Here is a 271-nt window from a genome sequence, read left to right as displayed (position 1 = left end):
TTCTGCTCCAGGATCTGGTGACGCAGCCGGGCCTCGACCACGAAATACATCTCGTTCAGCAGGTCGACCGGCAGGCTCTGGCGCTCGACCGTCGCGGCATGCAGGGCGGGATTGGCCTTGGCCCGTTCGACGGCCGTCTCGGACGCCGCGCGCGACAGGCGGGCGCCGTCGTTGCGCAACAGGGCGCCCAGGGTGTCGTCGTCGCCGCGTTCGATGATGATGTCCGACACCGCCTCGGAGACCACGGCGCGGCCCGAGACGGCGCGCAGAT

The 271-nt window shown here is 70.1% G+C and carries 1 protein-coding gene; it reads right to left on the bottom strand.

The window, feature by feature from the left end:
* A partial coding sequence (locus CVH10_RS20680; RefSeq protein ID WP_146143205.1) for a DUF2336 domain-containing protein occupies positions 1-271 on the bottom strand: 271 nt, incomplete at both ends.

It is taken from the genome of Halomonas sp. ND22Bw, assembly GCF_003011945.1.
Classification (GTDB): Bacteria; Pseudomonadota; Gammaproteobacteria; order Pseudomonadales; family Halomonadaceae; genus Halomonas; species Halomonas halophila.
Note: the sequence above shows the minus strand (reverse complement) of the source record. Positions and strands in the feature narration are given on the sequence as shown.